Source organism: Pseudoalteromonas sp. GABNS16E (genome assembly GCF_028598715.1).
GTDB lineage: Bacteria > Pseudomonadota > Gammaproteobacteria > Enterobacterales > Alteromonadaceae > Pseudoalteromonas > Pseudoalteromonas atlantica.
This window is the reverse complement of sequence record NZ_JAQREZ010000014.1, coordinates 1-23,183: the sequence shown is the minus strand read 5'-3', so window position 1 is coordinate 23,183 and position 23,183 is coordinate 1. Positions and strand designations below refer to the sequence as shown.

The 23,183-nt window shown below is 38.8% G+C and carries 26 protein-coding genes; 3 read left to right on the top strand and 23 right to left on the bottom strand.

The window, feature by feature from the left end; translation table 11 throughout:
• Window positions 1–77: 77 nt before the first annotated feature.
• The 20 genes from PSI06_RS08050 to dapA form a co-directional block, all read right to left on the bottom strand.
• Complete coding sequence (locus tag PSI06_RS08050; RefSeq protein ID WP_273603546.1) at window positions 78–1,307, bottom strand: beta-ketoacyl-ACP synthase; 1,230 nt, start codon at window positions 1,305–1,307, stop codon at window positions 78–80.
• Entirely contained in the window at window positions 1,307–2,032 is a 726-nt protein-coding gene (gene fabG / locus PSI06_RS08045; protein WP_273603545.1) for a 3-oxoacyl-ACP reductase FabG, read from the bottom strand. Before fabG ends, PSI06_RS08050 begins: the two co-directional genes overlap by 1 nt.
• Window positions 2,029–2,484 carry an ApeP family dehydratase gene (locus PSI06_RS08040; protein ID WP_004586464.1) on the bottom strand — a complete coding sequence of 152 codons (456 nt, stop codon included), beginning with the start codon at window positions 2,482–2,484 and terminating at the stop codon, window positions 2,029–2,031. Before PSI06_RS08040 ends, fabG begins: the two co-directional genes overlap by 4 nt.
• On the bottom strand, window positions 2,477–3,646 hold the full coding sequence (locus PSI06_RS08035; RefSeq protein WP_004586465.1) for a beta-ketoacyl-ACP synthase: 1,170 nt from the start codon (window positions 3,644–3,646) through the stop codon (window positions 2,477–2,479). The genes PSI06_RS08040 and PSI06_RS08035 overlap by 8 nt, the downstream gene beginning before the upstream one ends.
• Window positions 3,646–4,233, bottom strand: a complete 588-nt coding sequence (locus PSI06_RS08030) for a DUF3261 domain-containing protein (RefSeq protein ID WP_004586466.1) — start codon at window positions 4,231–4,233, stop codon at window positions 3,646–3,648. The genes PSI06_RS08035 and PSI06_RS08030 overlap by 1 nt, the downstream gene beginning before the upstream one ends.
• A complete protein-coding gene (locus tag PSI06_RS08025) occupies window positions 4,221–5,459 on the bottom strand; it encodes an NAD(P)/FAD-dependent oxidoreductase (RefSeq protein ID WP_273603544.1) in 1,239 nt (412 codons plus the stop codon). The genes PSI06_RS08030 and PSI06_RS08025 overlap by 13 nt, the downstream gene beginning before the upstream one ends.
• Before the next feature lie 4 nt (window positions 5,460–5,463).
• Window positions 5,464–7,710: a transporter gene (locus PSI06_RS08020; protein WP_273603543.1), complete on the bottom strand. Its 2,247-nt coding sequence runs from the start codon at window positions 7,708–7,710 to the stop codon at window positions 5,464–5,466.
• Window positions 7,711–7,739: 29 nt separating this feature from the next.
• The gene (locus tag PSI06_RS08015; RefSeq protein WP_264389863.1) at window positions 7,740–8,261 is read right to left on the bottom strand and encodes an outer membrane lipoprotein carrier protein LolA; all 522 of its coding nucleotides are present in this window, start codon (window positions 8,259–8,261) and stop codon (window positions 7,740–7,742) included.
• Between the two features lie 14 nt (window positions 8,262–8,275).
• Window positions 8,276–8,704, bottom strand: coding sequence for an acyl-CoA thioesterase (locus PSI06_RS08010; protein ID WP_064387201.1), 429 nt, complete (start codon window positions 8,702–8,704; stop codon window positions 8,276–8,278).
• Window positions 8,697–10,259 carry an HAL/PAL/TAL family ammonia-lyase gene (locus PSI06_RS08005; RefSeq protein WP_443197788.1) on the bottom strand — a complete coding sequence of 521 codons (1,563 nt, stop codon included), beginning with the start codon at window positions 10,257–10,259 and terminating at the stop codon, window positions 8,697–8,699. Before PSI06_RS08005 ends, PSI06_RS08010 begins: the two co-directional genes overlap by 8 nt.
• Window positions 10,243–11,202, bottom strand: a complete 960-nt coding sequence (locus PSI06_RS08000; RefSeq protein WP_029771996.1) for an LpxL/LpxP family acyltransferase — start codon at window positions 11,200–11,202, stop codon at window positions 10,243–10,245. The genes PSI06_RS08005 and PSI06_RS08000 overlap by 17 nt, the downstream gene beginning before the upstream one ends.
• Entirely contained in the window at window positions 11,192–11,941 is a 750-nt protein-coding gene (locus PSI06_RS07995; RefSeq protein ID WP_273603541.1) for a glycosyltransferase family 2 protein, read from the bottom strand. Before PSI06_RS07995 ends, PSI06_RS08000 begins: the two co-directional genes overlap by 11 nt.
• Complete coding sequence (locus tag PSI06_RS07990; protein WP_029771994.1) at window positions 11,934–12,299, bottom strand: ApeI family dehydratase; 366 nt, start codon at window positions 12,297–12,299, stop codon at window positions 11,934–11,936. Before PSI06_RS07990 ends, PSI06_RS07995 begins: the two co-directional genes overlap by 8 nt.
• Window positions 12,283–13,653, bottom strand: a complete 1,371-nt coding sequence (locus PSI06_RS07985; protein WP_273603540.1) for an AMP-binding protein — start codon at window positions 13,651–13,653, stop codon at window positions 12,283–12,285. Before PSI06_RS07985 ends, PSI06_RS07990 begins: the two co-directional genes overlap by 17 nt.
• Entirely contained in the window at window positions 13,640–14,176 is a 537-nt protein-coding gene (locus PSI06_RS07980) for a hypothetical protein (protein WP_273603539.1), read from the bottom strand. The genes PSI06_RS07985 and PSI06_RS07980 overlap by 14 nt, the downstream gene beginning before the upstream one ends.
• 32 nt (window positions 14,177–14,208) lie before the next feature.
• The gene (locus PSI06_RS07975) at window positions 14,209–14,454 is read right to left on the bottom strand and encodes an acyl carrier protein (protein ID WP_004586477.1); all 246 of its coding nucleotides are present in this window, start codon (window positions 14,452–14,454) and stop codon (window positions 14,209–14,211) included.
• 22 nt (window positions 14,455–14,476) lie between these two features.
• A complete protein-coding gene (locus PSI06_RS07970) occupies window positions 14,477–14,734 on the bottom strand; it encodes a phosphopantetheine-binding protein (protein WP_004586478.1) in 258 nt (85 codons plus the stop codon).
• Window positions 14,731–15,516: a lysophospholipid acyltransferase family protein gene (locus PSI06_RS07965; protein ID WP_273605004.1), complete on the bottom strand. Its 786-nt coding sequence runs from the start codon at window positions 15,514–15,516 to the stop codon at window positions 14,731–14,733. Before PSI06_RS07965 ends, PSI06_RS07970 begins: the two co-directional genes overlap by 4 nt.
• Entirely contained in the window at window positions 15,509–16,204 is a 696-nt protein-coding gene (locus tag PSI06_RS07960; protein ID WP_095206597.1) for a beta-ketoacyl synthase chain length factor, read from the bottom strand. The genes PSI06_RS07965 and PSI06_RS07960 overlap by 8 nt, the downstream gene beginning before the upstream one ends.
• A 119-nt stretch (window positions 16,205–16,323) precedes the next feature.
• A complete protein-coding gene (gene dapA, locus PSI06_RS07955) occupies window positions 16,324–17,241 on the bottom strand; it encodes a 4-hydroxy-tetrahydrodipicolinate synthase (protein WP_138577308.1) in 918 nt (305 codons plus the stop codon).
• 172 nt (window positions 17,242–17,413) lie between these two features.
• Between dapA and PSI06_RS07950 the strand changes: the two genes are divergently transcribed.
• Window positions 17,414–18,067 carry a DUF6058 family natural product biosynthesis protein gene (locus PSI06_RS07950; protein WP_273603538.1) on the top strand — a complete coding sequence of 218 codons (654 nt, stop codon included), beginning with the start codon at window positions 17,414–17,416 and terminating at the stop codon, window positions 18,065–18,067.
• Between the two features lie 117 nt (window positions 18,068–18,184).
• On the opposite strand, the gene PSI06_RS07945 is transcribed toward PSI06_RS07950, so the two are convergent.
• The 3 genes from PSI06_RS07945 to PSI06_RS07935 all read right to left on the bottom strand — a co-directional run bounded on the left by PSI06_RS07945 (window position 18,185) and on the right by PSI06_RS07935 (window position 20,681).
• On the bottom strand, window positions 18,185–18,472 hold the full coding sequence (locus tag PSI06_RS07945) for a putative quinol monooxygenase (protein ID WP_004586483.1): 288 nt from the start codon (window positions 18,470–18,472) through the stop codon (window positions 18,185–18,187).
• A gap of 65 nt (window positions 18,473–18,537) precedes the next feature.
• On the bottom strand, window positions 18,538–19,353 hold the full coding sequence (gene dkgB, locus PSI06_RS07940) for a 2,5-didehydrogluconate reductase DkgB (RefSeq protein ID WP_004586484.1): 816 nt from the start codon (window positions 19,351–19,353) through the stop codon (window positions 18,538–18,540).
• A gap of 155 nt (window positions 19,354–19,508) precedes the next feature.
• Window positions 19,509–20,681, bottom strand: coding sequence for an MFS transporter (locus PSI06_RS07935; RefSeq protein WP_004586485.1), 1,173 nt, complete (start codon window positions 20,679–20,681; stop codon window positions 19,509–19,511).
• Window positions 20,682–20,795: 114 nt separating this feature from the next.
• On the opposite strand from PSI06_RS07935, the gene PSI06_RS07930 reads away from it, so the two are divergent.
• Entirely contained in the window at window positions 20,796–21,683 is an 888-nt protein-coding gene (locus PSI06_RS07930; protein ID WP_273603537.1) for a LysR family transcriptional regulator, read from the top strand.
• Window positions 21,684–21,949: 266 nt separating this feature from the next.
• Window positions 21,950–22,993, top strand: a complete 1,044-nt coding sequence (locus PSI06_RS07925; protein ID WP_126008969.1) for a metal-dependent hydrolase — start codon at window positions 21,950–21,952, stop codon at window positions 22,991–22,993.
• The last annotated feature ends 190 nt before the right edge of the window (window positions 22,994–23,183 follow it).

The following is a 23,183-nucleotide window of genomic DNA, read 5'->3' as shown; positions in this document are numbered from 1 at the left end:
CGGCCACATTTATCAAGGGTCGCAAATTATACAGCAAAAACACGTCAACAGTTAGTGATTAGTGTTTATAAACTTGATTAATCTTGCTTATACCGTTTAAAAATAAGAGATGTATTAATCCCACCAAATGCAAAGTTATTACTCATGACATAATCGGTGTTAATTTCTCGCCCTTGTGTCTTAATATAATCAAGCTCAGCGCAATCATTATCTATATCGGTTAAATTTATTGTAGGTGCAAACCAATTATCGCTCATCATATTAATAGTAGCCCATGCTTCTATTGCACCACACGCCCCTAAAGTATGCCCTAAATAGCTTTTTAAAGAGCTAATAGGTTTAACTCCCAGCGCATTAAAAGTGGCATGAGACTCAGCTATATCACCTCTATCGGTTGAGGTACCATGCGCATTGACATAACCTACTTTATCAGGTGATAAATTGGCATCTTGCAATGCCATTTCAATAGCTATTTGCATGGTATCTGAAGATGGTTGAGTAACATGTTGTCCATCAGAGTTACAGCCAAAACCGACAACCTCAGCCAATATATTTGCCCCTCTAGCTTTAGCATGCTCATACTCTTCAAGTATTAAAGTACCGGCACCTTCTCCTATAACCAATCCATCACGGTTTTTATCAAATGAGCGAGGCGTATTTTTAGGGGTGTCATTTTTAATACTTGTAGCATACAGCGTATCAAATACAGCTGCTTCGGTAATACAAAGTTCTTCTGCCCCCCCTGCTACCATTATTTTTTGACGACCAAATTTAATTGCCTCATAGGCGTAGCCAATACCCTGCGAGCCAGACGTACATGCCGAACTTGTAGTGATCACTCGTCCTTTTAAGCCAAAAAATACGCCTACATTTACTGGTGCTGTATGTGCCATCATTTGAATATAGCTTGTAGCTGTGACTCCAGACATTGAGCCACTTTCCAACATATTTGCAAATGCGAGAAGTGGCGGTGTTGAGCCGGTGGATGAGCCATATGCTACACCGGTAGAGCCATCTGTAAGACTTTTATGTTCAAGTAAATCTGCTTGCTCAAGCGCACGCTCAGTTGCACGTGTGGACATAAGTGCCACTCGCCCCATTGAGCGTATTTGCTTACGTTTATAATGGTTAGGTTTTTCAAAATGGGTGACAGGGGCAGCTAAGCGCGTATTAAGCCCATCAGCTTTATCCCATTCACGCATTGTTACAACTGCATTTTCACCTTTAATCAAGGCGCTTTTAAATTCATCCCAATCATCGCCCAATGCGGTTATAACCGACATCCCTGTAACAACAACACGTTTCATTAAACCATCCCGCCGTTAACCGAAATAACTTGGCGAGTGATGTAAGCAGCATCATCAGACATTAAAAATGCAACCGTACCAGCCACTTCGTTCACTGTTCCCATACGTTTAAGTGGAATCATTTTCATCATTTCAGCAACCGGAAGCTCATCCGTCATTGCTGTTTCAATTAAACCAGGCGCTACACAATTTACAGTAATTTTTCGCTTAGCTAGTTCCAGCGATAGAGCTTTGGTAGCGCCAATAATACCTGCTTTCGCTGCGCTGTAATTTACTTGCCCTCTGTTGCCCGCAATACCCGACACTGAAGCCATAGTAATAATGCGCCCACCTTTACGAGTTTGTACCATGGGCATAACTGTTGGGTGCACAACATTATAAAAGCCATCTAACCCAGTTCTAATTACGCTATCCCAATCATCGCCCTGCATTGCCGGAAAAGCCATATCGTTGGTAATGCCCGCATTACACACCACACCATAGTAAGCACCATTGTTTGTAATATCTTGCTCAATTTGTTGCTTTGCCGCTTCTCTATCGCATACGTCAAATTGTAGTAGTGTAGTGCTTTGTCCAAGTGCGTGTATTTCTGCACATGTTTGCTGAGCTTGCTCTAAACCAGTTCTGCAATGAACAGTAATGTCATAGCCTTGAGCTGCAAGTTTAAGTGCAATAGCCTTACCTATACCCCGGCTAGAGCCGGTCACTAAAATTCTTTTATTCATTGGTTTTCTCTTATAAATTCCAGCGGATCTTCTGGCTGAAATACATTTATTTTTGCATCACACAATATTTTTTTATTTTCGCTTATTTGGCATTCAAACACACTTAAACCAGATTCTTCTTGGTAAAGCTTGTGAACATAAATAGTTAAGGTGCTGTTTTTACAAAACATGGCCTGATGTGTTTTATATTTTCGCGTGCCGATCAAAAAGCCAATTTTAACCGCTTCATTAATATCGTTAGCTAATGCTCCAGCATAGGCAGCTATAGACTGGGCCATATATTCAACACCTATATAACTTGGCACTCCCTCAATTTGCTCATTATAAAAAGGGCTTTGGGGTGTAATAGTCACAGAGCAGGTTGCACTTTCATCGCTGTATTCAACTAACTGATCTATTAAAATCATAGGAGCATCGTGGGGTACAACCTGCTCTATAGAATAATTATTCATTATGAGTACCTAAAATCAAACTAGCATTATTACCACCAAACGCAAATGAGTTAGATAGACAGTAATTTAATTTAACCGTGCTAGCTTGCTCAATAACATTAACATCTGCCAGCTTATTTCTGTGTGTGCATTTATTAAAAGGCAAAGTAATATTTCCTCTCCCTCTGAGCAACAGCCAACAAATACCTGCTTCAATTGCACCAGCTGCACCTAAAGTGTGCCCAGTTAAGTACTTACTGGAGCTCAGCGGTGTATTGTTGCCAAACACACTATTAATTGCAAGGGCTTCCATTTCGTCATTTTTAATTGTTGCTGTGCCGTGTGCATTTATATAGTCAATATCACTAGGTAATAAGTCAGCAACGGCCAGAGCTGCTTTCATTGCCGATTTTGCACCATTACCGCTAGGGTCTGGCGCCGAAATGTGATGAGCATCAGAGCTTTCACCACCACCTAAAAACATGACGCCATTTTCTAACGGTGCTTCTTTACTCATGACAAATAACGCAGCACCCTCACCAATATTAATACCATCTCTGTCATCGCAAAAAGGCTTACACATTCCTGTGCTCATTGATGCCAAGGCATTAAATCCATTAATGGTAAGTTTGCAAAGGCTGTCTACGCCACCACAAATTACAACGTCTGCTAAGTCAGCAGTTATTAAAGCTTTTGCGCTAATGAGAGCTTTAGCACTTGAGGTACATGCCGTTGAAATACTATAACAAGGACCTAACGCCCCTACTTTTTCGGCTATGTAATGCGAAGGAGTAGCAAGTTCTTGATCAGCATATAAAAAGTCACTTGGCCACACACCTGAACTGTCGTGGTCAGCTCGAGCTTGTTCGCCATCATGCACCCCAGATGTACTTGTACCTACCACAACAGCAATTCGTGATTTATCAATATGTGAAAAACGATTAAGTGTTGGGGATATTTGCTCAAGGGCTATATCAATTAGCGTATCAATACGGTGCTTTTGACTTAGAGGAACGCAGTCCACGTGCCCAACATAAAATGGCAAACCCTCTGTGCTTAAATCTTTTGTCTTTAAAAGCTGTGGGGCTTCATTATTTTGTAAGTTATTTAGGCTAATAATTGTATCTTCAACGCCTTTGCCCATTGCACTTACAATGCCTAAATCATTTAACCAAAAAGTCACTAGTTTACCTTCTCAAATGTAATTTGATAATGTCGCTCACTATTATTTAGTACTGTTTTATTATCGCTATAATTTATTGTAATAATCGAGCGGTTATTTTTTACTACACGCCTTTGTGTGGCTATCTGCTTTATAATCGCCCCAGATATTTTCTCATTAAGAAATAATACAGGCCAATGCACTAAGGCAATATCTGCCAATATATAAGCTGGGTCTAAATCAACACCGACTATCATTTTAGTAACATTAGGTGGTTGGTTATTTAGTTTCTCAAGCTTTAAAATAGGTAAGCCTTGTGTAGTCATTAACAATAAGTTGATAGTACCCTGCTTGTTTATTTCTAATTGTGCTAATAATGTATGCTCTTTCTCATTGTTTTGAATATATAAAACATGCTGCCAATTTTGATCAAACATTTGTACAGGCACATGCGAAATATCAAGTGTAGTGGCTGCAGAAATATCAACACGCTCACTGCTTTTATATGTGCTACTACATGCTGTTATGCAAACACACACTAAAGCTATAAAAGTACATTTTAAAAAGTGTCTGGTATGAGCCTCAATAACTGGGATTAATTTTGACATAGCTGCGCTAATACATTTAAACGACGCTCACTTTGAGCAACAAATGGATTATTTTTATCCCATGCGTAACCCGCTAAAATAGCACTGATCATTTCACGAACCTGCGAGTTTTGCTCTGAATAGAAAATAACGTCTTGAAATCGGGTATCGTACCAACCTTTAACAAAGGTTTTAAAACAATCAACTCCTGCCTGCAATGGCTCGGCGTAACATTCCTCAAAATCAATCACTTCTCCATTTAAATAATCATCAATAAAGGGGGCAATTAAGTGTGCAGACTTTAAAGCAATAGTCACCCCAGATGAAAACACCGGATCTAAAAATTCACCCGCATTGCCTAGTAAAGCAAAATGTTTTCCATGTAGCGTACATACATTAGCAGAGTAACCACTAATGCTACGCGCCTGTGTTATAGGTACGCGATTAGCTAAAAGTTTTTTTAAGTAAGGGTCTTGCTCTATAAACTGTTTTAAGGTGTCAGCTTCACTACTCTTATTAAAGCGTGCTTGCTTTGCAACAACCCCAATGCTGGACGTGCCATCACTAAAGGGGATGAGCCAATACCAAACATCATTAAATTTAGGGTGAACGGTTATTAAAATTTTATTTCTATCAAACAGCTCGTCAGTAATGCCATCATTAAAGTGACTGAAATAAGCACTACGCACAGGAAAAGTAGAAGGTTTTTCTAAATTTAAAAGTTTTGGTAAAACTCGGCCGAAACCACTCGCATCAAGTACAAACTTAGCCCTTACGTCATACGTTTGATTTTTATTATTTTGCACTTGCAGCGTCGCACTAGCAGCTTCATCAGTAAAACCAATAACACTATGCTGATAGCGAATTTCAACGCCTTGATGCTGCGCTCTATCAGCAATCAGCTTATCAAAATCAGCCCGTTTAACTTGAAAAGTAGTACCCGGGCCAGGGCTAAATTTTTCAGTAAAATTTATAGCTGTATTTTGGCCATTACGATGAAACGCAGCACCATCTTTAAATTGAAAGCCAAGCTCATCTGCATGTTCATGTATTGTTTTAACTAGCCCAGCATCAGCTAAATACTCCATACATTGAGGTAATAAGCTTTCGCCAATTGAAAAACGAGGAAATACTTGTTGCTCTAGCACCAGCACTTTCCAGCCTTTTTGTACTAATAAGCTACTTACAAGTGCACCTGAAGGCCCTGCTCCTATAACCACAACATCATACTGCTCAAGGTTGTTCAAATTATTATTCCTTTTGAGACTTTAATACACTTAATGGAGATAAAATATATACGGCTAAAATCCCTACCATAACAGTAAGGCCAAAACTAAAAATGGCGGGAGTATTTGAAAAGGCGAGCATACCAAATACACACATCGAAGAGGCGGCCGACAAGCTAATGGCCAATACATTTACCGCCGTTAAGTTGTTAATTTGGTAAAACACTAAATAATCTATGGCTAGGCCAATAATGAGTAAGCCACCTAGCAGATTAAAAATTGAGATACTTCCTTGCGCTGCATTACATACCCAAAGCATAGTCAATAGGCTGGCACTTAATGTTATCACCTGCACAGTGCCAATCCGAAGGCCAAATTTATAGCTAAATAAAACAAAGCAAATAACAATGGCCACGCCCAATGTAAGCAATAAATACTGGCTGTAGTTTTCAAGTAGGCTACTGATTTGCTCAGGCTTGTTATATATAAACGCATCTTCATAAGCATTAACGCTAGAAGTTAACGCGTGCGTGGATATTCCCGATACAGAAAACCAAGTAACAGCCTTATTAGGCTCAACAAACATTTGTGCATTTAAAAGTGCTGAAAAATGACTATTTGATAAAGCGTCGTAACTCAAAAGTTCTGTGTTAGCTGACTCAACTTTTATCCCTGTATATTTTTCAGTGATAATTAACACATCGTTTTTAACAGCCCCATCAAAGAGCGCTAAATTATTTTTTTGCGTGCGCTTACTAGGTAACCAACGCTTAATAGCATTGTGTTTAAGATGTGGGTTAATACGCTTTAAATCATCTATTAGTCGCTCTTGCTTTTGCAGTAGTTGTTCAGCATTTGATGCAAATAAAAATACAATGTGGGCATCTAACTGTCCCATTAAAGTTAAATGCTTTTGCTCATTAAGTATTAGTTGCTGTGGGCTTGCATTTAGTAAACGTACATCGTTGTTAAATGAAATGGGTTTAAGATAAAACAAAAACATTAACACCAACCCCAATACGAGTAAAACCGATTGCTTACAACGGTTAAAGCGCACCATTAAACCTAATAACTGCTGACTTTTAATCAAACTTCGCTCAGAGAGTACAAGCTTAGATTGCCAGATAGGTAATATAATTAATGTGAATAACCAGGCGCTCGCAAGCCCAGCAATTACAAACACTGCTACTTGCGATAAAAGTGAAATTGGCGCACCTAATAAACAGCTATAGCCGAGGCCTGTTGTAATAAAAGATAAAAGCAAAGCTGTTTTTGTGCCTTTACTTAACCCACTACTTTGGTAAAAACTGTTGCCATACGCTAAATCAGTCATCGCATGAAATGCATAATCAATAGCTATACCAATTAGGGTTACAGCAAAAACTAGTGTTAACAAATGAATCGAATTAAACACAAATACCATGGCCGTAGCACCACCAGCCAGTGCACTAAGTACGGTTAAGCTTGCAAGTAAAATGCTACTGACTTGCCTAAATACCCAAAACACCATTAAAAGTAATGCGATTACACTAAGGCCACCAAATAAGCTCATTTCATACTTAGCTTGCTGAGCGTTTTCAGCTGTATGAAAAAGAGCACCTGAATAGCGAATAGTGGTCTGTGGGTACGTATCATTTAAACTTTCAAGCTTATTTTTAATGCTGTTCGCAAGCTTAATAGACTCATCAATTGGGAGGCTATTGTTAGGAATGGTAGCCAATATAACAGCATAATCAGTATGCTTTAAACGGCGCGTTAACCGCTCATTTCTTAAAGAGAATAACTGACTTTGTTTTAAATTATCACCTATAAATGCAGCAAGACTTAAACTAATATCGGCTTTTAGTGTGGCACTTACAAAAGGGTTTCCTAATTGATTTAATTGAGTAAGGTAAAATGACTCAAACTGTGCTTTATCAACCATACTATTTTTATAATTTTCGCTGAGCAGCGCATGTTGATACGCAGAGAACACTGAAGATAACTGCTCAATGCTTGGCAGTTCAAAGCTATTTTTTATATCACGTTTTAACAGCCATGATTTAAGCTCGTCATGTGCTAAGTTTTTACCATCACCAGTAAATGAAAACATAATACGGTTTGCATTTTTTTTAAAAAAGACCTCTTCGCCGTACGCCAATTGAGAATGTGATTTTGGTAATAAACTAAACATATCAGCATTTAATACAGGCTTAGTGATATACAAAGCAGCACAAAGTAAAACAGCTAAAAAACCAAACCATGTAATAAGTACACTAATACGTTTAATCACATCACTTTTCCGAAGGTTACTTACACTTATTAATTATTAGGTGTATTTGCATAAGAAAACTCTATTACTGTGTTGCTACCCGAGTGCTCATTTAAGGTTATACTTTGTACACGCTGGTTATTTTCACAAAGAATAAAATGGCTAAACAGCTGTTTTAATAGCGTATCTTTTGGCTTTAATAATAAACAGCCTGTTTGATTTGTTACATCAAACCGCGCATATAAGGCTTTCATATCTAATGCGAGTAAGTCAGTTAATAAGCCTACAAACTGCTCGCTGCCAGGCTGAGGAGTAAGTTCACCCTCTTTATTTTTCACAAATACTTGGCCATTCTCGATTAGTAATGTACTTTGCACTGGTGTTTTTACATACCAAAGCAGCTTTTCCCCTTCAAGTGTAAACTCCCCTTTAGAGATGAATGGTTTAGAGAAGCCGGCAAAATACTTTAATTGCTTAAATTCACCCGAAACTGTCGTAGCAGCTAATAAACTGGCACTAAAAAAAACAAAATAAAGACAACTTACAAACACACAATTTTTTAAATAATTCATAGTATCATCCAATATTAGCTAAGTACTTTTGCAAGCTTATCAACTATCACCGCTGGTGAGGCAAACTGCATTTCTTTAGTCGATATCTCAACAGCAACTTGAGTAGTAGTCGCTTTAGTAATACGCTTATTCGTTATGGCATCTGTAATTACATAATCAATTTTTAATCGGTTTTCGAACTCTTTTAAATGCGCGGTCACTTTAATTTTTTGGGTAAATATGGCGGATGCCACGTACTTAATTTGCATATCCACTATTGGCCACGCATAACCCGACTCCATCATTTGAGGATAGTCGTAATCAAATAATCGCAGTAACTCACAGCGAGCCACCTCTAAGTAGCGAGGGTAATTACCATGCCATACAACATTCATCGGATCGCAGTCATGAAATGGAATTTCAATTTCCACTTCATGAGTTAGCAAAGCGCCTTTACTATTCATATAAAGCCCAACGTTTTTCTTGAATATAACTAATGGTTTGTCTAAGTACCGCTTCCATTGGCCTATCTTCAGTTAGGTTTTCGAAATAATGAGTTATGTCAGTATACATCGCTTGCATATCTGCAGTTAAACTTGAAAATTCGAGTTCGCCTTGTTTAATACGCAGCCTCACCCCTTGAATACTTGCTAGTAACGTACTTGCAATAACCTGCTCTGTAAGCTGTAAAATACGCAAACAATCACGTGAGGCAATAGTCCCCATACTTACTTTATCTTGATTATGGCACTCAGTAGAGCGAGAAAATACACTTGCAGGCATCGTTAACTTAAGTGCTTCAGCAGTATAAGCACTGGCGCCTATTTGCACGGCTTTAAAGCCATGATTTATGTAACGACGTTCAGCCTCACTGTCTGATAAATTTGATGGTAATCCATTATTAAATTTAGTATCGACCAATGAAGCGATTTGCCTGTCAGCTAAATCTGCCAGATTTGCAATCGCCGTTTTCATACTATCCATTGCCATTGCAATGTGGCCGCCATAAAAATGGCCACCATGAAGTACATGCTCACCCTCGCCATCAATAATAGGGTTATCGTTTGCAGAATTAAGCTCGTTTTCTATCATCTGCCTGAAAAATGGCAAACTATCTTGCAATACACCAATAACATGCGGTGCACAGCGAATAGAGTACCTATCTTGCAGTCTATCAGCGTTACGAGGATGGTCATGATGGTTTAAATCATCTCGTATCCATTTAGCAACTTGTTGCTGCCCAGGATGAGGCTTAACAGAGAATAAAATTTCATCAAAATGATGACTATTACCTTTGAGAGCAAGGCTAGACAATGCAGTAATCCTACTTGCAAGTTTTGCTAAATAATTAGCTCTATCAAACGCTAAACAAGCCAGTGCGGTCATCACAGCTGTACCATTCATAACTGCAAGCCCCTCTTTTGGGCGAAGCGTTAAAGGCTTTAAACCAGCCGCTTGCATTACCTGCGCGCTGTTAAGTATTTTATCTTTGTAAAAAACATCACGTTCACCAACCATAGTACCTGCTACATACGACAGAGGGGTTAAATCACCGCTAGCGCCTACCGAACCTTCTTGAGGAATAACAGGTACTATATCAAGGTTTAAATAGTCTTTGAGAAGATTAAGCATTTCCCAGCTTACGCCAGAATAGCCTCGTGAAAGTGATGCTAAGCGAGTAGCTAAAATTGCACGCCCTTGTACTTTATTAAACACATCGCCTAGTCCACAACCATGAAAGCGCGTTAAATGTAATGGCAGCTCATCAACTAAGTTAAGTGGCACAGGAACCGTGACTGAGTCACCATAGCCTGTAGTTACCCCATAAATCACACCATCTTCTTTGAGTAGAGAGTCTAAAAAGCTAAGCGCGCTATCAATCTTTGCGCTAAATTGCTCGCAGCCACTTAATTGCACCTGAGTATTTTGATGTGCAATATTAACAATATCTTCAATAGAAAGTTGTTGGTTTCCAAAAAGCTGTACTTCCTGAGCTGACACTCTACTTCTCCTTTGCATTGCTGCGTTCTACTTGCTGATCGTTTTGCCAAAAATCATAAAAATTAAACCACTGATAAGGATACCGCGCGGCATAAAAGCCTAAACGCGCAGAAAAATCTGTAATTACAGTGGTTAATAGACCTTGCCTTTGTGAGCGGGGTATTTTTAATGTTTGGCTATAATGTTCAAAAATCACATGATACTTTTTTGTTTTTTTATCTTTTAAGCAAAATAAAAAGTAAACGGGGCAATCTAATAATGCAGCTAATATAAAAGGCCCTTGAGAAAAAGATGCTGGCTTACCTAAAAACTCAACACGTGTTGATCGCTCACCCGTTGTAGCGCTTGTTCTATCACCAACAATAACGACTATTTCACCCTGCTCTACTTTATCTTTTAATAAAATAGCTAGATCAGGCCCCATATCGCTCACTTGAATTAAGTTAACCGACACCGCGGGGTTAATTTTTTTAAGCATTTTATTAAATTCAACAGCGTGATGAGTAAATACAAGCACATTAATTTTTTTACTGCTGCGATGCTGGCTCAGTGCTCTACATACCTCAAGGTTACCCAAGTGAGAGCCAATAAAAATGGCCCCTTGCTGTTGCTCATTTAAATCAATAAACAGCTGTTCATTAGTATATTGGATATCCTTTTTTGAAATTCGACCGAGCCAACCATCAATTTTATCAAGGGCGCTATCGGCAAAACTACAAAAATGCATAAGCTGTTGTTTAAAAGTTACTTTACGCTCAACATTATTGTAATTATTAACTTGGACTAAAAACTGCTTAGAAGCCGCGCGTGCAACTTTACCGGTAATAAACAAATAGCAAACAACCGGGAACAAAATAACCCACAGCCCTTTACGACCAAGTACTTTATGGGCAAATAGTAATATTTGTATACCTAAAAAGTTACCTCGCTCTTGCATTTTAGACCAATGTTTAACGGCCATAACGTCTCTTATATTTATGCCATAGTAAAACAGGTGAACGAAGCAGCATGCCAAAAAATAAACGCGTATGTAACCACGAAATACGCACATTATCTTGGAGTGGCTGGAAGTGTGACAAGCCATTTTCTGGGTAAATAACCTGGCTTGGTAAAAAAACAAATGGAACGTTGCGCCAATATAACCTAACCAGTATTTCTGGATCAAAGTCCATACGTTTACCGAGCTTAACCTCACTTATAAGCTTATTAGTCACATTTAAAGGGTAGACTCTAAAACCACACATTGAGTCCACAATTTTAAAGCTGAGCGTTTCTATCCATACCCACACATGGGTTAAATAACGTGCTAAGTAACGGTGCTTAGGAACCGATTCATCATACACTGGGCAACAACTAATTAATGCCTGTGGGTGTGTGTTTGAAAGCTCAATCAACTTTTTGATATCTGATAAATTATGTTGCCCATCTGCATCTACTTGTATTGCATGGCTATAACCTTGCTCATACGCGCAACGCAAACCTGTTTGTACCGCACCGCCTTTGCCTTCATTTTGCTCATGCGATATAAGAGTGAGGTGGGCATATTTTTTCTCAAGAGTAGCAAAAAGAGATTTAGCCTGCACACTACTGGCATCATCAACCATTATTATTGGCAGCGTATACTCAGTTAACGTTGCAAGTACTTCATCTATAACACTTACATGATTAAAATTAGGTATAACAATACAAAAATTATTCATCTGTATCACTTTTAAACACTATACGCCCTGAGGCGTGTTGGCCTTTATCTGATTGATACGAAAAGCCATACTTACCGCCAGGCTTTTCTTCTACAGTTAATTTAATTGTTAGACCAGGGGTAATAACAACCTGAAACTTAAGCACTTCAATATCTTTTACTTCACGTTTAACATTAAAGTATTTTCGCACGGCATCTACGGCCCAATCGAGCTGCACTACACCTGCTAAAATAGGGCCTTGACTAAAGTGACCTTTAAAATAATCTAAACTTGGCGGTATAAAAAGCGTTAGGCAATGACTCTGTGTTGACGATACACAGTTAACAAGTTCAGGCTTTGTGTTAATCAGCTTTGACAAAAAGAGACTCCAATACTTTTAAATTTATTTTAGCTTGCGTGTTGTAGGGTAATTGATTTAGAAAACGCCATTTTTTAGGCGTACAGATCCCTTCAAAACGATTCAATGTATGTGTTTTTAAAAGCGTATTAGTCGCTAACTTTCCATTGGCGTTTAAATATGCTTGTCCTTTATGTGTAAGCACTATAACAGCGCCTAATACTAAACGTTTCCCATTTAGCGTTATTACTTTAGCTTCCTGTACCCACTCACTTTTGCATAAATGTAGCTCTAGTTCGTCAAGGCTTAAGCGTTTTTCTTCAAGCTTTATAATACGGTCAAAACGACCTAGTAATTCAAATTGGCCATTTTGAAATAATGTACCTCGGTCATCTAATAAATAGTTTGTTTGCTCAACTAAAGGCGAATCTAACACTAATCGTTGTTCAGAGGTACTGTGTAATGTGATCCCTAAAAATGGCTGCCAATGACTAACGTTCTCTAAAGACACAACCTGACGATATGCAATTCCACCAGTTTCCGTGCTGCCAAATACTTGAGTAATGGGTTTATTTAGCTGTTTATTTAAAGTGACAGCGTCTTCATTTTGAAGCGGCCCACCAGATGAGAAAACCCACTGTAAATGTGACTTTTCTTCTATTAAAACGTTATCTTGATGCAGCCGCTTTAGCTGTGCCGGACTGGATATAAACACGGCCTGTGTATTTGTTTTAAGTTTAGTAGCAATATGCTCGGGGTAGTTAAGCAAGTCTGTATCAATTATGTGGTTATTGCTAAGCGGCCATAACACTCTAAATAACAAACCGTAAATATGCTGATGCGAAACACTAGCAATAAATACAGGGTTACGTTTTAAAGCAAACGTACTGTTGAGCGTTTTTATCTCTTTATTAAGCACTCGCCACGATTTAAAAATAGGCTTAGCTTGACCTGAAGAGCCAGAAGTATAAAAAACAAGGTTACCTTCACTCGGCCAAGCAATTTTATTGAACGGTGTGTAGTTAGGTGTCGTTGTTAAATTACCAATATTTTCAAATGGCGTAGTCGCATGCTCGACCAAATCGCTATCGCCCAAATAATAAGGGGTTTGCTCTAAAAGCGCATTGAGTGTTTCGCTTTGACCATTAGGCGGTAAAATTATAGTCCAGCCTTTATGCGCCAATGCAAAAAGGTTTACAGCAAAATCATAGCTACTACTGTTGAAAAGCACTGCCGATGCTTTAGTAGGCGATTGCGGAATTTTGGCCAAAACTTGATTAATATCATTAACAAATTGACGCTCAGATAACGCTGAGCCATTATGATTAAATCGAATATTTATGCTTGCGTTATCTAAAGTATTAAACACCTGCATTCCTTTTTACTTTTTTCCTTACTAACCACTCTACTGCAAATAAAACACCCATAATAATGTATGCAATAAAACCGTTATAAAATGCCCACACATCAAGAGCTGTAAACACACTAGTGTATAACGCTATACTGGCGTTAAAAACAAAAAAAACGCACCATATTTTAGTTACATTTTTAGTGTACGAAATGGCTCTTTTATCAAGCTTTGGCTCAGTGATACGCGCAAACGTTTCAATGATACTTGGACCTTTATAAAGCGAGTAAGCAAAAACAAAAAACATAACAGTATTTACAATAACCGGATAAAGCCGAATACCAAAATCACTGCCCATCGTTTTTGATAAGCCAATAGCTAAAATTCCAAGTAATGAGGCTGGCTTTATCCATGGCATTTTAGCTAATAAAGGCTTGCTTAACCAAAGCCTTATTATTAACAGTGTTAATAAAATCACAGTGAGTAAATAACTGTTGAAACGTGTCAGCCCTATATAAACAATGAAAGGGTAACAGGTTAAAAAAATCATTATTAACGCTGTTAAAAATGCCTTAAACATGCTTATTTAACGAGCTTTTCTATTTCAGATACAACATCTTGCACAGTGCGAACTTGTTTAAATGCGTCAGGCTCAATTTTCTTACCTGTAATTTCACGTAACTTAACAACTAAATCTACAGCGTCAATACTGTCTAAGTCTAAATCTTCGTACAGGTTAGCTTCTAAAGAGATATCTTCAGCATCTATTTCAAATTCATTTTCTAAAATGCCGTGTAATACATCATAAATTTCAGCAGCGGTTTTCATTATTATTCCTAGTGTGTGTTAATTAAGTACGTGATTGTTCTATAAATTGCGCTAAAGAGTTAACACTCGCAAAATGCGCTTTAGTTTGTTCTGAATTTGCATCAATTTTTACGTCAAATTCTTTTTTGATAGCAAGCCCGAGCTCTAGCGCATCAATGCTATCTAGCCCTAAACCATCTACAAATAAAGGCTCGTCGTCTTTTATATCGGCAGTGGTCATATCTTCAAGATCTAGGCTCGAAATAATCAATTGTTTAATTTGTTGTTTTAATTCACTCATATATAGCTAAGCTCTTTTGTAAAGTATTGTTGTAAGCCTTTCGTAAGCTGGCGGGACTGTATTGCAGGTACGTCGCTTGTATAAATAATATCGCTTTTGAAAGAATGTGGTGCTAGTTGCATAGAAAAATGCGCTTGGTATGGGGCTACTTTGTACCAAGGCGTCCCTTTAGTTAACGTATTAGGTTTCATTTTAATCAATACGGTGGTTATAGGGGCATGACATCTAAGGGCTATATTTGCAGCCCCTCTTTTAAATTTAAGCGAATTATGAGGTACTGAACGTGTTCCCTCAGGAAAAACAATTAAGTTATTCCCTCTTTTTAGTGTTTGCTCGCATTCTTTTAATAATTCTTGCGGGTCTTCATTGCTTATATAACCTGTACTTTTTATCACACCACGCATAAAAGGGTTTTTAAAAAGGTGTGCTTTTACAACGCAATCAACATTTTTAATAACCGATATAAGTACCACAACATCAATAAGTGATGGGTGATTAGCCAAAACAAGCTCGCCTTTCAAATTAGCTAAATGGGCTTTATCTTTAATATGAAAACGGATAGCGCCAGTATAATGCATTAAAGCGACAAAAAATTTAAAGCTATAATGCACTACCGTACGCGCATCTTCTTTTTGCCTTACAGGACAGCGTTGAAATAAACGTTGAACGGGGAATAGTAGTAAGGCTAAAAATAGCCCACCCAAACCAAATACACTAAAACAAAGGCCAGTGGCTATAATGCGCCAAACAAGGCCTATTACTCTTATTATTGTATTAAGCATAGTGTGTTAACAACCAACCATTAGCACTGGCGCTTTGTTTGTTAAACATTGCTTTAGCAAGCTCTAAACTTAAAGGAGTAGTTGTTTGTTCGCTATTGTTAGTGGCTTGTTTAGTTAAACTAAAATGAGCTTCTTTTTCTGTAGCTAAACGTATAACTAACGCAATAGAATGTGTTATTTGTGCCTCATCAACAAATGTTGTGTACGGCTCTGGGAGTGACTCATCTGTATGCACAAGTAATATATGTGGTTGTTTATACTCAACCAACTTTATATATGCTTCAATCAAAGCGCAAGCAAAGCTATCCTTACCCGCTGCGATAGCGTTCATAGGTTGGGTGTTACCGCTAATAATGCTATACATACCAATCGCAGCGTTGTGCACACTTAAACCAAAGCCTGTCGGAGATAGAGGTTGTTTCTCACCAAGCTCTCCTAATAAATTAGCTGTTTTATGGAAATCGCCATGGCGTGATGAAAAAATAACAGGCATGTTTTCATACCCTTTATCATTTGTAACCTGGTGCGCAGTATGTAAAACCATTTTTACAAATGGTGTCATTCTTCTGCGCTGCATTGCAGGTACCCAACTTAATGTAATTGGTGATGAGTCGTACCAATTTTCAGAGGGGCTTTGTCGCTGTTCAGGCTTAATCCATGTAGCGAGTTGTTCAACAACAAATTTCACAAATAAACGTTATTTAGTAAGTAAGGGGGCGAGAATTTTACCGATATTAGCAATAAAAGTAAAATATTCATTAAATAAATGCCAGCACTTACTAACTGTTCAGCGCTGGCTCATATAACCTAAGAAAGCAAAGCAATATCACTTTGTTTTATACTCTTAGCTTTATTGCCCACAATATCATCAACGTTAAGCTCGTTTATTAAGGCCTCGCCTTGTGCTTGCTGCTCATCGCTCAGTGGCACATACGGTAATCTAAATACGGGATTTACCGCGCCTGTCATCATCATTGCGGTGTTTATTGCAATCGGGTTTGGCTCGCAGAATAGCCAGTTCATTAAAGGTTGTAATGAGGTATTTAACGCATCATTTTTAGTATCCATTAACTGGCGGAACAACCCTGGTATAAGATTAGATGTGACCGATATAACACCGTGTGCATTGTGCGTGTGACGTGCATCGTGTGCTTCGTCATCGTTACCTGACCAACACGCAATGCCTTGCTGTTCGTAATGAGCAATACGCTCGTTACCACCACATTCTTTTACACCAATTAAATTAGGGTGTTTTGCTAATGGCTCAATAATATCAGGGGTTAAATCTTGCCCTGTGCGCCCTGCTACGTTGTAAATAAACGCAGGGCCAATATCCAGTACACGTTTAAAGTGCTCGTTAACACCAGCAATAGAAGTGCGGCCATAATATGGGTTAATTTGCAGCGCGGCATGCATACCACTTGCAAAGCCATACTTAGTGGCTTTAATAGCTTCGCGGGTATTATTGCTACCCGTATTCCCTACAATTACCAGCTTATCGCCATATTTATTTGCACTGTGCGCGATAAGCATTAAATGCTCTTCCCAGTTCATTAGCTGGCCTTCGCCGGTTGTACCACCAACCACAATGCCATCTACACCCGCTGCAATTTGTATTTCAACGAGTTCATCGTACTTTGCTAAATCTATTTCACCATTCGCTAAGTATGGGGTTTTAATGGCGGTAATTAAGCTTGCTTGTTTAATTTGTTCTAGGGTGCGCATAAAAATTCATTATTTATAAAACTTGCGCTATTTGTAACATACTTGCACGCATTTTTGCAGGCCTAAGCGAATAATAAACGTAAAATGGCTTGTGTTATTTAGTTTGATAATACAAAATACAAATACTGTACATTTAAACAGTGTTTGTATTTTTAACTTTAAGCGAGCCATTATGCGTTTATCTGACTACTTAGCCACTCATTTTTATAACACCGATGAGCTTTGCCATGCTTTAAATATTGATGCCGAGCAACTAGATACATGGCAGCAGCAAAGTATTTTTCCTAAACCAAGCTATTGTATAAAAAGCCAATTAAGTTGCAGCTCGTACTCTGGTTTGTATGAATGTGAAGAGTACGATGACTATTACCCGCGCGGCTGTGTAAATTGGGGGCAAGGGCTAATAAAACAAAAAATTGAATCCTCAAGCAATGCCTTTAATTACTTTGCGCAGCAGTACACGGCAAGCCTGAGTAAACTTGCCCAGCAAGGTTTTATTTTTAATGAAGAAATATTTGGCTGCGAAATAGACGAGCATTTACAGCAAGTGTGGCAACAGTTTTTATGCAGCAAATACGGCGTACTGACACAAAACGGTTTAATTGACGAAATAGTATGTGTGGATATAGGCCGCTTGCTGGTAGACGATATTACTGAATTGCGCACTAAAGGAAGTTTAAATCAACAAGAGCGTACGCAGCTTCACCCCGCGATGAAATTACTCAATAAAGCATTAGGCCACGGCGCCGATCACGAAAAACAACACACATTACGTGCCCGTTACATAGATGCACTTATTTTAAAGTACGATTTATCGATTAAATAAAATGGCTGAGGTTTTAATACGAGGTGGGTATTTAAAAGACTAAGTAACGCAAATGGCGATGTATGCTTACGCCGCCACTGTATTTTACTCATTAACCAATATTAAGAGTGCTTTTTACTAGCCGATGGTGTTGTACACATCAATATTACTGCTTGTTACAAGCCCGGTAACTTGGGTACCAAATGCTTTGTAGTGAGGCTCTTGTTTATGAGCTTCAAAGTGTTCTTGCGACGCCCACTGCTCACTTACAAGGTACTCGGTATTGTCTGAGTCTCGTTTAACCGACAACTCGTAACGCAAACAACCCACTTCTTGACGTGAATACTTTTGCAGATTTTCGAGCGCAGTTAAAACAACCTCTGCGTCGATATTTTTGCTCGCTATAGTGGCAATTACCGTTAACATACGGAGTCCTTTTAAAAAAATAAAGGTGCAGCTTTGCTACACCTAATGTTGTTTTGCGTATTTTATTACTGATCCCACTGCGGCGCAAAATCAGGCGTTGCTTGGCGGTCGCCACAATCAAGTCCGTCAATACGAGCAATGTCTTCAGCGTCTAATTTAACATGGTCATTAAAGTTATCTTCTAAGTTTTTACGCTTAGTTGACGATGGAATAGTGGTCATGCCGTTGGCATTAATCCATGCAATAACTACTTGCGCTGGTGATGCCTCATGCTTATTAGCAATATCAATAATAGTTTGATCTTTTAGTACTTTACCAACTACAAATGGCATATACGCTGTAACGTGAATATCGTGCTGGGCACAAAAAGCGCGTAGCTTAGTATTGGTTAAATACGGATGCACCTCAACTTGGTTAGTAAATATTTCACGCGAATCAAGTGTTTGCATTGCTTCGTTTAAGTTGGCAATAGTAAAATTAGATACGCCAATATGTTTTGTTAAACCAAGCTGCTTAGCTTTTAAAAGCTCCGTTAGGTACTCACTCATTGGCTCATCATTTGAAGGCGCAGGCCAATGAATAAGCAGTAGATCGACAGAGTCTACTTGTAATTTCTCAAGTGACTTTTCAACGCTGGCAATAAAGTCAGTTTTGTTAAGCTTGTTGTTCCACACTTTGGTGGTTAAAAATATTTCGCTGCGCGGAATGTTACTATCTTTTATGGCTTGGCCTACTTGCTCTTCGTTACCATAAATTTGCGCAGTATCAATATGACGAAACCCCACTTCTAACGCCATTTTTACTGAATTGTAGGCGGTATCGCCTTCTAAACGGAATGTTCCCATGCCTAAATCTGGCATTTCTATTACACGTTGTGTCATGGCTCTATCCTTATAAAATAATCGGTTAAAAATACAAACTGTTTAAAGTTTTACGAAATACACCTTTTACTTCTTTTGTGTTGTCACCTAAAAATTTATGACCTCAATACAGGTAATGAGGTCATAAATTTAAGTTTCAACCTTAACAGAATACTTTATGCTTGTTTCACTTCTCGCTTATCAAGCATGCCACTGTAACGAGTTACTACTAATGCTAGAGCACAAATTGCTGCGCCAATCCAAGCGGTATCTTGAAGTGACATACCCTCTACTACACTGCCACCAATAATTGAGCCCAGTGCTATACCAATATTAAACGCCGCTATGTTTAAGCCCGATGCGACATCTACCGCATTAGGAGTATGCTTTTGCGCCTGCTTTACGACATAAAGCTGTAAGCCTGGTACGTTACCAAACGCAAATGCACCCCATACTAAAATAGTCAGTACGGCCGCTACTTTTGATTCCATCGTAAAAGTAAAAGCCAATAAAATAATTGTCAGCGCGCTAAATATAATACTCAGTGCGCTAATTGGGCCGCGTTTATCAGCCAGTTTTCCGCCCCAAATATTACCAATGGCTACCGATACACCGTAAACCAGCATGATTAAACCAATCGCTGAAGGAGCAAAACCTGTTTCTTGCTCTAAAATAGGTGCTAAGTAAGTAAACGCAGTGAACGTGCCGCCGTAACCTAAAATTGTCATTAAATATACGAGTAATAAGCGCGGCTTAACAATAACCTGAAGCTGCTCTTTAAACGTTGCCGGAATAGACTGTTTTAAGTTTTTTGGTACTAAAATAGCGCTGCCAATTAAAGCGATTAAACCCAGTACCGACACCACTAAAAACGTTGCTCGCCAGCCAAAGTGTTGGCCAATCCAAGTGCCTAGTGGCACACCCGTCACTAGCGCTACAGTAAGTCCGGTAAACATAATAGCAATAGCACTGGCTTCTTTATCTTTACTTACTAAGCTTGTGGCAATCATTGAGCCAATTGAGAAAAACACCCCGTGAGCCAAGCCTGTTAAAATACGCGCTAGTATTAATGTTTCGTAACTAGGCGCTTGCCATGCAAGTAAGTTACCTAAAACAAATAAGCCCATTAAGCTTATTAGTACAATTTTACGGTTCCAACGCCCAGTTAGTGCGGTCAGTACTGGTGCACCAATGGCAACCCCTACTGCATATAAACTAACTAGCAAACCAGCTGAAGGTAGGCTTACGCCTAAATCGTTTGCAATAGTAGGCACTAATCCCACTATTACGAACTCGGTTGTTCCTATTGCAAATGCGCTTAAGGTGAGCGCCCACAAAGCCAATGGCATAATTAAATCCTCATTATTAGTTAAGACTTACAGTTTGACTAAAAATGTGTTTGCAAAAAATAGCATTAGTGACAAAATACTTTTGTAATTAATGCAAAAGTAAGGTGCTCACGTATGGCTCAGCATGCAAAAACCGAAGACTTAGAAATGTTTTTAACGGTAGTAGATAGCGGAAGCTTTTCAGCAGCAGCTAATTTGCTTGATCAGCAAGTAGCAAAAGTGTCGCGGGCCGTGTCTCGCCTTGAAAACACGTTACAATGTACATTACTAAATAGGACCACTCGCCGATTAGAACTAACCGAAGAGGGCCATACCTTTATTAAATATGCTCGCGATGGCTTAAACACCTTACAAACCGGCGAAGAAGCCATAAAGCTTTTAAAACAAGCCCCTAGTGGAAAATTACGTATTGATGCAGCAAGCCCCTTTGTACTGCACCAATTGGTACCTTTAATTTCTGAATTTAATACGCAATACCCCCACATTACGCTTGATATAACCTCCCACGACAGCATTATAGATTTGCTCGAACATAAAACCGACTTAGCAATTCGTATAGGCGAGTTAAAAGACTCTAATCTACATGCAAAAAAGCTCGGCGTAAGTAAATTGCATTTAGTTGCAAGCCCTAGTTACCTTAAACATACACCGACTATTTCGCACACCAGCGACTTAAACCAGCATAAACTCATTGGTTTTACCGACTCGCCTAAACTTAATAACTGGCCGCTAAAATCGCCCACAGCTTTAAATTTTGGCTTAACCGCCAGTAGCGGCGAAACTGTACGCCAGCTATGCTTGGCAAACCAAGGGGTGGCGCTGCTTTCGCACTTTATGATTGGTGATGATTTAAAATCAGGCAAGTTAATAGAAATACTGCCAGGGAGTATCAGCACGCCAAACAACCGCGAAATTGTGCAAGCGGTGTATTACAAAAACAGTGCTGTATCGTCACGTATAATGGCCTTTTTAGACTTTATAAAACCACTGCTGAAATTGTAAGTGACGTTTTTATACCAAACGCTTAATTAAGTAATCTATATTGAGGCTGGAAAAACGTGTTGATAGCTAGGCAAAAAATTTGCTATTTCGTTGTTCTCAGCAATTGCTCCTGCATTGCTCTACCTTCTGCATCCATGCAGTCGTAAATTAAAATTTTTTAACGCAGGTAGCGACACGTTTAGCCCCGCAATATGATTAAGTATTATTGTGGATTAGTATTAAGCCCAAGGGAAGCATAACTAACACCCTAAATAAGAAGGAATAAAATGGACTCGTTAACGCAGGTAGTTTTAGGTAGCGCAGTAGGTTACGCCGTATTAGGTAATAAAATTGGCCGAAAAGCCGCTTTATGGGGTGCTGCTTTAGGTACTTTACCCGACTTAGATGTTTTTATTCCTTATGGCGGGCCAGTGGAGGCATTTACTTATCATCGCGGTTTTAGCCATTCGTTTATTGTGCACTTATTAATTAGCCCCCTTATTGTTTGGCTTATTTTAAAAATACACTCCGGTATGCAAATACATAAGGCGCGCTGGTTTTGGCTGGTATTTTTATGTTTATCGACCCATGCATTACTTGATAGCTTTACAGTATATGGTACGCAATTAATATGGCCGCTTAGCGAGCACCCTTTTGCTATTTCAAATATATTTATAATTGACCCCCTGTACACCTTGCCGTTATTGTTGGCCTTTCTGTGCACTTTAATACCTAAAATACACACACCGCGCATTTATAAAATTAATGCCGCTATGCTTGTGCTCAGTAGCCTTTATTTATGTAGCTCTCTTATTTTAAAAGTAATAATTAACAATAAAATAGACGCCGCGTTTGCACATAAACACATACACATTAATAACTATGTAAGCACCCCCGCCCCGCTTACAACCTTGCTATGGCGAGTTGTTGCAATGTCTGATGGGCAATATTACATAAGTTATGCCTCGGTATTTGACTCCCCTGAAGAGGTTACAATAAACCGCTATAACACAAGCCCCGCTTTACTAAACGATATTAAAAATGAATGGGGCGTACAACGCTTACAATGGTTTACTAAAGGTTTTTATAGCGTGAAAGAGCAGCAAAATAAAATTGTTTTATCCGACTTACGTATGGGCATAGAGTGTTATTACGTATTTAATTTTGCAGTTGGTGAAAAAACCAACAAAGGAGTGCAGGTAAGCAACTTTGAAAAACTAAATCAGCGCTCAAATTTAAGTAGCCTAAGTAAAGTGTGGGGTAGAATTTGGAACCCTGATGTCAGTTTAGCCCCGCCCTATGCAGATAAAAATTGTATGAAAACGCCTTAACACTCTGATTATAATTGCATTCATTAATCTGAGCTGGCGTTAAAATATTTAAGTTTGCTTTCGCTAGGGCGTGTTGATCTTTGTGGTATGAAAAACAAACAGCATGAAGATAAGGTATAATTGAATTCGCCAGAAAACTTTACACCGAACCTACATGCCAAGATTAATGTTAACAGACGGGACATGGAAT